The 8,823-nt window shown below is 73.5% G+C and carries 10 protein-coding genes and 1 pseudogene; 8 read left to right on the forward strand and 3 right to left on the reverse strand.

Features of this window, described 5'->3' with window-relative positions; genetic code table 11:
• Positions 1-93, reverse strand: a pseudogene (locus AB0K37_RS37985) (SAM-dependent methyltransferase); the annotation flags it as partial.
• A 61-nt stretch (positions 94-154) separates the two neighbouring features.
• On the opposite strand from AB0K37_RS37985, the gene AB0K37_RS37990 reads away from it, so the two are divergent.
• The 6 genes from AB0K37_RS37990 to AB0K37_RS38015 all read left to right on the forward strand — a co-directional run bounded on the left by AB0K37_RS37990 (position 155) and on the right by AB0K37_RS38015 (position 4,659).
• The gene (locus AB0K37_RS37990; protein WP_363989896.1) at positions 155-385 is read left to right on the forward strand and encodes a helix-turn-helix domain-containing protein; all 231 of its coding nucleotides are present in this window, start codon (positions 155-157) and stop codon (positions 383-385) included.
• Between the two features lie 98 nt (positions 386-483).
• Positions 484-1,788, forward strand: coding sequence for an erythromycin esterase family protein (locus tag AB0K37_RS37995; RefSeq protein WP_363989898.1), 1,305 nt, complete (start codon positions 484-486; stop codon positions 1,786-1,788).
• A 27-nt stretch (positions 1,789-1,815) separates the two neighbouring features.
• Positions 1,816-2,604 (forward strand): DUF427 domain-containing protein, encoded by a 789-nt coding sequence (locus AB0K37_RS38000; RefSeq protein ID WP_363989901.1) that lies wholly within the window; start codon positions 1,816-1,818, stop codon positions 2,602-2,604.
• Between the two features lie 69 nt (positions 2,605-2,673).
• Complete coding sequence (locus AB0K37_RS38005) at positions 2,674-3,303, forward strand: LysE family translocator (RefSeq protein WP_363989903.1); 630 nt, start codon at positions 2,674-2,676, stop codon at positions 3,301-3,303.
• 49 nt (positions 3,304-3,352) lie between these two features.
• Positions 3,353-4,057, forward strand: coding sequence for a Crp/Fnr family transcriptional regulator (locus AB0K37_RS38010; RefSeq protein ID WP_363989905.1), 705 nt, complete (start codon positions 3,353-3,355; stop codon positions 4,055-4,057).
• Between the two features lie 35 nt (positions 4,058-4,092).
• Complete coding sequence (locus tag AB0K37_RS38015; RefSeq protein WP_363989908.1) at positions 4,093-4,659, forward strand: TetR-like C-terminal domain-containing protein; 567 nt, start codon at positions 4,093-4,095, stop codon at positions 4,657-4,659.
• Here the strand turns inward: AB0K37_RS38015 and AB0K37_RS38020 are convergent.
• Positions 4,651-6,321 (reverse strand): ubiquinol-cytochrome c reductase cytochrome b subunit, encoded by a 1,671-nt coding sequence (locus tag AB0K37_RS38020; protein WP_363989911.1) that lies wholly within the window; start codon positions 6,319-6,321, stop codon positions 4,651-4,653. The two genes, AB0K37_RS38015 and AB0K37_RS38020, sit on opposite strands and share 9 nt — an antisense overlap.
• A gap of 164 nt (positions 6,322-6,485) precedes the next feature.
• Positions 6,486-7,127, reverse strand: coding sequence for a hypothetical protein (locus AB0K37_RS38025; RefSeq protein ID WP_363989914.1), 642 nt, complete (start codon positions 7,125-7,127; stop codon positions 6,486-6,488).
• A 214-nt stretch (positions 7,128-7,341) separates the two neighbouring features.
• Between AB0K37_RS38025 and AB0K37_RS38030 the strand changes: the two genes are divergently transcribed.
• Together AB0K37_RS38030 and AB0K37_RS38035 are read left to right on the forward strand one after the other, a co-directional pair.
• On the forward strand, positions 7,342-7,881 hold the full coding sequence (locus AB0K37_RS38030; RefSeq protein WP_363989916.1) for a DoxX family protein: 540 nt from the start codon (positions 7,342-7,344) through the stop codon (positions 7,879-7,881).
• A gap of 53 nt (positions 7,882-7,934) precedes the next feature.
• Entirely contained in the window at positions 7,935-8,753 is an 819-nt protein-coding gene (locus AB0K37_RS38035; RefSeq protein WP_363989919.1) for an acyl-CoA thioesterase domain-containing protein, read from the forward strand.
• Positions 8,754-8,823 lie beyond the last annotated feature (70 nt).

Consider the following 8,823-nt stretch of genomic DNA (forward strand, 5'->3'; position numbering starts at 1 on the left):
GGCCAGGTCCGCGTGGATGTACCGGGAGCGGCCCTGCGGGGTGCCGGTCAGCAGCGCGCGGGCGTGCGCCAGCACGATCGGGTCGTTGTCGACGTTGCTGAGCCCCGCCGCGATCGCCGCCGCGCACCACATCTCCGTCCGCCAGCTCTACCGGGTGTTCGCGCCGACCGGGACGACCGTCGCCCGGTACGTCCGGACCCGCCGCCTGGAGCACTGCCGCCGCGAACTCGGCGACCCGTTCCTCGGTACCCAGCGGATCGGCGCGATCGCCAACCGCTGGGGCCTGCCGGACGCCGCCGCCTTCAGCCGCGCCTTCCGCGCCGCCTACGGCCAGACCCCCAGCGACTACCGCGCCCGCACCACGGGCATCCGGCGGGACGCCTGACATCGCCGGATCCCGCCCGGCGCGAATCGATTCCCGTATCCCGGGAAGGCGAGGAGGAGGAGCTGGAACGCGATGGAGGACGCGAGGGGGACGTCGCCATGCGAGGCCGGGAAGGGCGCGCCGCCGCCGACGTGCGCGGAGCCGCGCTGCCGCTGGAGTACGCGGAGGATCTGGACCCGCTCCTCGACCGGATCGGGGACGCCCGGTGCGTGCTGATCGGCGAGGCCAGCCACGGGACCCACGAGTACTACGCGTGGCGGGCGGCGCTGACCAGGCGGCTGATCGCCGAGCGCGGGTTCGGGTTCGTCGCCGTCGAGGGCGACTGGCCCGACTGCCGCCGGGTCGGCCGCTGCGTGACGCTCGCGCCGGGGGCGCACCAGGATCCGAGGGCCGCCCTGAACGCCTACGAGCGCTGGCCGACGTGGATGTGGGCCAACGAGGAGACCGTCCGGTTCTGCCGGTGGCTGCGCGACCGCAACGCGGGCCTTCCGCCGGCCGAGCGGGCCGGCTTCCACGGCCTGGACGTCTACAGCCTCTGGGAGTCGCTGCGGGCGGTCGTCGACTACCTGGCGGAGCACCGCCCCGAGTACCTGGACACGGCGCTGGAGGCGTACCGCTGCTTCGAGCCGCACGGCCACGACCCCCGCTCCTACGGCTGGAACTCGGCCCTGGTCCCGGGCGGCTGCGCGGCGGAGGTGCTGGATCTGCTGGCCGCGCTGCGGCGCCCGGCGCTGCCGGGGGAGGCCGGCGACCCGGAGGAGGAGTTCGACGCCCGGCAGAACGCCGAGGTGGCGGCGGGCGCCGAGCACTACTACCGCACGATGCTGGGCGGCGGGCCGGAGTCGTGGAACGTCCGGGACGTCCACATGGCCGACACGCTGGACCGGCTGATGGACTTCCACGGCGCCAAGGCCGTCGTGTGGGCGCACAACACCCATGTGGGCGACGCGCGGGCGACCGACATGGCGGGCGCCGGGATGGTCAACCTGGGCCAGCTCGCCAGGGAGCGGCACGGAGCCGGCGGCGTCGTGCTGGTCGGCTTCGCGGGCGGCCCCGGCGAGGTCGTCGCGGCGCCGGCCTGGGGCGCCCCGATGGAGGTCATGCGCGTCCCGCCGCCGGCGCACGGCTCGCTGGAGCAGGTGCTGGCGGAGTCGGAGCTGCACCGGGCGATGTTCGTCGTGCCTCCGGAGCGGGAGAAGCCCGACTTCTTCACCGGCACGCTCGGGCACCGCGCGATCGGCGTCGTGTACGACCCGGACCGGGATTCGCGCCAGTACGTCCCGACACGGCTCGCCGACCGCTACGACGCGCTGGGCTGGTTCCGCGCCACCTCGGCGCTCCAGCCGCTGCACCTGGAGGCGGCGCGCCGTGGTGAACTGGAGACGATGCCGACCGGTGTCTAGCAGTCAGGCAGTCTGAGGAGCCGCGCCATGTCCCTGACCATGCAGCCGGGCCCGCTCGCCGGTTCGCCCGGCGACGAGGTCAACTTCACGATCGACGGACCGGCGCACCGGTTGTTCATGCACGACTTCCCGCGCCGGGTGCGCGCCCGCTTCGCGGGGGAGACGGTGCTGGACACCGAGCGCGGGAAGTTCCTCCACGAGACGGGGCTGCTGCCCGTCCTGTACGTCCCCGAGGAGGACGTGCGCACCGACCTGCTGGAGAAGACCGTCCACACGACGCACTGCCCGTTCAAGGGCGACGCCGCGTACTGGACGGTGCGGGTGGGCGACCGGACGGCCGAGAACGCGGTGTGGGGGTATCCGGACCCGAAGCCGGAGGCGCCGTGGCTGCGCGGGCACATGGCCTTCTACTGGAATCGCATGGACGCCTGGTTCGACGAGGACGAGGAGGTCCACGGCCACCTGCGCGACCCGTACCACCGGGTCGACGCGCGCGCCACGTCCCGGCGCGTGCGGGTGCTGCTCGGCGGCGAGGTCGTCGCCGAGACCGGGCGGGCGAAGCTGCTCTCGGAGACCGGATTGCCCAACCGCTACTACATCCCGGCCGAGGACGTCCGCCGCGACCTGCTGACCCGCAGCGAGAAGCGGACGTTCTGCCCCTACAAGGGCGAGGCCGCGTACTGGTCGCTGGCCGGCGCCGAGGACGCCGCCTGGTCGTACGAGGAGCCCCTGGAAGACGCCGCGAAGATCGGCGGGTACCTGTCCTTCGACCACGAGGCCCTGACGATCGAGACCCGGTCGGCCCCGGCCGCCTGACGCCCGCCCGGGGCCGGGGGCGCCGTATTGCGCTCGCGGAGAGGCGGCCTCCTGCCGCATGATTTCGGCATGGTGGATACCTCCCTTTATGCGGCGTTCGTTGTCGCCGCGTTCGCGCTCTGCGTCACCCCCGGCCCCGACATGATGTTCATCGTCGCGATGGGCGGGCGCGGCGGCCCGGTCACGGGCCTCATGGCGGCGGCGGGCGTCGCCACCGGCGCCCTGACGCACGCCGTCGCCGCGACGCTCGGCCTCTCCGCCCTGTTCTCCGCGCTGCCGGCGCTGTACCACGTGCTGCGCTGGGCGGGCGCCGCCTACCTTCTCTTCCTCGCCGTCAAGTCGTTCCGGGACCGCGGCGAACCGGGCGAGGAGGGCGCGGCCCCCGTCGGCCCGGGACGGCTCCGCGCGTTCTGGCAGGGCGTCGTCACGAACCTGCTGAACCCCAAGGTGATCCTCTTCAACATCGCCTTCCTGCCGCAGTTCGTGAACCCCTCCGTGGGGCATCCGATGGTGCAACTGCTCGTCCTCGGCGTCACGCTCGTCCTGCTCGGCCTGGCGGTGGACGCCGGCGTCGGCCTCCTCTCCGGCCGCCTCGCGAACCTCCTGCGGCGCAGCCGCCGCGTCGCCCGCGGCCTGAACGTCTTCAGCGGGACGGTGTTCACGGGGCTCGCCGTGCGCCTCATGGCCGTCCCCAAGTGAGGGCCTGCGGGTTTACAGTTCTGGTAACCCTGAGCAAAGGAGGCGGCTGTTGGTTCCGTACGCGGCGTCCTCTCCGCCTTCCGCGTTCTGGTCGGCGCTCGAACCCGCGCAGCGGACCGCGCTGCGCGACGCCGCGCGTCCCCGCACGTTCCCGGTCAAGGCGCCGCTGGTGTACCAGGGCGACGAGTCCGACCATGTGATCATCATCGAGCGGGGCTGGGCGAAGGTGACCTCCGCGACCGAGGACGGCCACGACGTGGTGCTGGCCGTCCGCGGCCCCGGCGACCTGCTCGCCGAGAGCGCGGTGCTCGGCGGGCGGCCGCGCGCCGCGACCGTCACCGCGCTGTCCCCGATCCGCGCCCTGGTCGTGCCCGCGGCCCGGTTCACCGGGTTCCTGGACGCGCACCCGGACGTGTGGATGCTCGTGACCGGCACCTTCGTCCAGCGCATGGACGACTCCGACCGGCGGCTGACCGCCCACATCACCAGCCGGGGCCCGGAGCGCCTGGCGGCGCTGCTCGCCGACCTGGCGGAGCGCTCGGCCCAGCACGCCCCGCCCGCGGCCGACGGGTCGATCGAGATCGGGCCGCCGCTGTCGCAGGAGGAGCTCGGCAGCTGGATGGACGCCTCCCGGGAGACCGTCGCCCGCGCGCTCAGCGGACTGCGCCGCGAGGGCCTGATCCGCACCGGCTGGCGCAGGATCACCGTGGTGGACCTGGCCCGCCTCCGCGCGTTCGCCAAGGAGCAGGACTGACGGACCGCCCGTCCTCCCGCCCTAGGATTCCGGGCATGGGCGGCGACGGCTACCACCACGGCAACCTGAGGCGGGCCGTGCTCGACGCCGCGATCGAGGCGATCGCGGAGGCGGGCCCGGCGACGTGGAGCCTGCGCGAGCTGGCGCGCCGCGCCGGGGTGTCGCACGCCGCGCCCGCGCACCACTTCGGCGACAAGACCGGCGTGCTGACGGCCGTCGCCGCCGAGGGGTACACGCTGTTCGCCGACGCCCTGGAGGCCGCCGGGAGCGACCTGCACGGCGTCGGGCTCGCCTACGTGCGGTTCGCCGTCGAGCACCGGGTCCACTTCGAGGTCATGTTCGCGCCCGCGCTCTACCGCCCCGACGACCCGGAGGTGGCCGCCGCGCGCGACCGCGCCGGGCGCGTGCTCGCCGAGGGCGTCCGCGGCGCCGTGCCCGGCCGCCCCGCGGAGGACCGGACGGCCGGGATCGCCGCCTGGTCGATCGTGCACGGCTTCGCCCACCTGTGGCTGAGCGGCGCCCTGCGCGACCTCGGCGACGACCCCGTGCGGGCCGCGGGCCCGGTCATCCGCCTCCTGTTCGAGCGCCCCGGGTCACCGTGACGCGGCCTCCTCCTCGATCACCGGCCGCTCACCGTCCGGTTCGACCGGGGCGCGTTCGGGGACGACGGCCAGGTCGGCGCGGAAGCGGCGGTTGAGGGCGGCGCGCACGCGCCCCCGGGCGGTACGGCCGCGGGGGCTGTCGACACCGCCAACGGGCGGCGGGACGTCCAGGTCGGCGGCGGGCGCGGGGCGCGGGTCGGTGATCGCGGCGATCGCCTCGTCCGGGAGCGGGCGCTCGACCTCGCTGAACCCCCCGTCCGGCGACTGGCGGACGATGCCGGTCTCCAGCCCGTGGTGGGCCAGGCCGAGGTCGCGGCGCTGCAGGCCGACGCAGATCCGGTAGGTGACGGCGTAGGCCAGCACCGGTCCGAGGATGATGAGGAACCGGAAGAACCACGTCGTCCAGAACAGCGAGACGTCGAACTTGTGGGAGAGGACGTCGTTGCCGCCCGCGAGCCACAGCGCGCCGTAGAAGACCACGCCGCCGACGCCGATGCCGGTGCGCGCCGGGACGTCGCGCGGCCGGTCCAGCAGGTGGTGGATCTGCGAGTCGCCGGTCACCCAGCGTTCCAGGAACGGGTAGACGGCCAGCCCGGTGAACAGCAGCCCGGGCACCACGAGGGCGGGGACGACCACGCTCATCGCGACGGTGTGGCCCCAGAGGTTGATCTCCCAGGACGGCATGACCCGCAGCGCGCCCTCCAGCCAGCCCATGTACCAGTCGGGCTGCGACCCGGAGCTGATCGCGCCGGGGTCGTAGGGCCCGAACAGCCAGATCGGGTTGATCTGGAAGAACGCGGCCAGCAGCGTCGTCACGCCCAGCACCCACAGGAAGAACGCCGTGGTCTTGGCGATGAAGACGGGGAAGAACGGGTAGCCGCGGACGGTCGTGTTCGAGCTGCCCTTGCCCGGGAACTGCGTGTGCGTCTGCCGCCAGGTCAGCACGATGGCGTGCAGCGGGATCAGCGCCGCCAGGATGCCGGGGATCAGCAGCACGTGGATGACGTACAGGCGCGGGATGATGTCGGTGCCCGGGTACTCGCCGCCGAACAGGAACATCACCGCGTAGGAGCCCACCAGCGGGAGCGACGCGAGCACGCCCTCCAGGATGCGCAGGCCCGTCCCGGACAGCAGGTCGTCCGGCAGCGAGTAGCCGAACAGGCCGTTCAACATCACGAGCATGAACATGGCGATGCCGATCAGCCAGTTCAGCTCGCGGGGCTTGCGGAACGCTCCGCTGAAGAAGTTGCGGAGCATGTGCACGAGGATCGCGCCCATGAAGATGAGCGTGGACCAGTGGTGGATCTGCCGGACGAGCAGCCCGCCCCGCACGTCGAAGCTGATCTTGAGGGCGGAGGCGTACGCCTCGCTCATCTCGACGCCCTTCAGCTTCGTGTACGAGCCGTTGTAGACGACCTCGTGCATGCTCGGCTTGAAGAACAGCGTCAGGTACACCCCGGTCAGCAGAATGATCACGAAGGAGTACATCGCGATCTCGCCGAGCAGGAAGGTCCACTGGTCCGGAAACGCCTTGCGCAGCGCCTTGCGCGCGAATCCGGTGGTCCCGAACCGCTCGTCCAGCGCCCTCGTCGTGACGTCCAGTGCCCTGGGCGGCCTCCGCGTGCCGGCCCGCGCCCCGCCGGGCGCCCTCGTTCCCGCCATCGTCCGCATCCCTCCGTCGCGCTGTGGCAGTCGCGCTTCTGGGCATGAGACCGACGTCGACCCCGAGAATGTGACATGTCGGGATGTGTACCGCGTCACATCACGCGGTCCGCCCTGCGGGGTCTCGGCGGGGCGGGATCAGCGGGCGGGATCGGCGGGCGGGATCAGCGCGCCCGGACGGCGAGCCCGCCGCGGCGCAGGTAGCGCGGACGCCAGCGCGCCCGGTAGCAGAGCCGGATCGGCGGCGGGAGCAGCCCCAGCACGGCGCGGCGGGTGCCGTCCGGGGCGCCGTCGAGCAGCCAGGGCAGGAACACCCCGAGCCCGCGCAGCCCCAGCTCGCGGCGGAGCTCCACGTCGAAGGTGCCCCATTCGAACGGGGTGAGGGTCTCCTGGATCAGGGGCAGGACGTTGGACTCCTTGAAGTCCAGCAGCGCGTCCACCGAGGCCCGCAGGTCGCGGGCGTATCCGGCGAACGCGCCGCGGTCGCGGTGCTCCAGCGCCGCCTCCACGCCGTCGATCGCCGGGACGGCCCTCAGGGCCAGCGTCGCCATGGCGTCGAGGACCACGCCGACCCGCGCGGGTCCGTCGGCGTCCTTGGCGTACATGACGGTCCAGAGGGCGTTCTTCTCGGCGCGGTTCTGAAGGCTCCAGTGGGCGGTGAACAGGGCCCATCCGCTCGCGGCCTCGGCCCAGCCGAAGGCGGAACCGGGCCGGGCCGCCGTCTCCAGCCAGGCGGTGTCGCGGCGGAAGGCGCCGTAGGCGGCGTACAGCATCGTCAGGTCGAATCTCCTCGCCACGCTGTCCATGCCGCCTCCCATGCTCTCCGCGCCCGTGCCGCTCACAGAGAAAGATGGACCGGACACCTCCGAATGTGACGCGATGCGGAGCCTGACTTTCTGTGATCTGCCCCACGGGCGGAGGGATATGCGGGGGAGAGGGGCGTGCCGGACGGCGGGGCGCGGTCGCCGTCCGGTCCGGTACGTTGCTGGGCGTTCCCAGCACACGAGGAGAGGGCCGGGCATGGCTGTTGACGCGGCGGGGATCGACATCGCCTCCCTGGTCCTGCGGGTGTCCGTCGGCGGCACACTGATCGCGCACGGGTGGAACCACGCGTTCGGCGGCGGGAGGATCGAGGGCACGGCGGGCTGGTTCGAGTCGATGGGGCTGCGGCCGGGCCGCCTGCACGCGCTGATGGCGACCGGCACCGAGCTGGGCGCGGGAGTCCTGCTGCTGCTCGGGCTGCTCACGCCGCTGGCGGCGGCGGGCGCGGTGGGCACGATGGCCGTCGCGTTCATCACCGCGCACCTGCGCAACGGCTTCTTCATCTTCCGCCCCGGCCAGGGCTACGAGTACGTGATCATGATCATGATGGTGGCGTGCGCGGTGGGCGCGCTCGGCGGCGGCGCGGCGTCCCTGGACCGCGTCCTCGGGATCGAGGACGACCTGGCGGGCTGGACGGGCCTGGCCGTCACCGCCCTCGCCGGCGGGATCGGCGCCGCCCTGCTGCTGGCCGCCTTCTGGCGGCCGGGCACGCGCCCCGCCGGGACGCCGGAGGACTGACCGGCCCGCGCCCGCCCGGCCGGCCCGCGCCCGGGTCGGATACCGTCACGAGCGTGCGACCCTCGATCTCCGAAGAGCCCGAAGGGCGGCTGGAGTCCCTCCATTCCGTCCTGGAGCTGCTGGACCTGGAAGAGCTCGACCGGGACCTCTACCGGGGCGCGCTCGTCTTCGACGACCCCTACCCCCTGTACGGCGGGCAGGTCGCGGCGCAGGCGCTGCGCGCGGCGGGCGGCACCGTCCCGGAGGGGCGGCTGCCGCACTCGCTGCACGGGTACTTCCTGCGCGGCGGCGACGCGGCGCGGCCGACGATCTTCCGGGTGGACCGGGACCGCGACGGCCGCTCGTTCTCGGCGCGCCGCGTGGTGGCGCTTCAGGGCGGCGAGGTCATCTTCAACATGTCGGTGTCGTTCCAGCGGCCCGCCGACGACGACGACCGGCAGGTGCACCCGGCGCCGCGGGTCCCCGGGCCGGAGAACCTCCCGGCCTCCCCGGTCCCGCGGCTGTTCTCCATGGAGAGCCGCGTGCCGCCGCAGCCCTACGAGGCGGCCGACTTCCCGACGCGGCTGTGGTCGCGCTGCACCGCGCCGCTGCCGGACGACGACCTGCTCCACGCCTGCGTGCTGACGTACCTGTCCGACATCTCCAGCGGGCTGATCGCGCTGCACGACGGCGCGGCCCGGTCGGGGTCCAGCCTCGACCACGCCGTCTGGTTCCACCGTCCGGTCCGGATGGACGACTGGGTGCTGATGGACCTCGTCCCGCAGACGGTCGCCGCCGGGCGCGGCTGGTACACCGGAACGATCCACGCCCGGGACGGCGTGCTCGTCGCCAGCCTCACCCAGGAGACCCTCTTCCGCACGCCGCGCTCCTGACATGGCGCGGGCCGGCCTCCGCGCGGAGGCCGGAGGGGCGTTCCCGCGTACCGGTTCGACGCCGTCCGTG

It is taken from the genome of Actinomadura sp. NPDC049753, from assembly GCF_040674655.1.
GTDB lineage: Bacteria > Actinomycetota > Actinomycetes > Streptosporangiales > Streptosporangiaceae > Spirillospora > Spirillospora verrucosospora.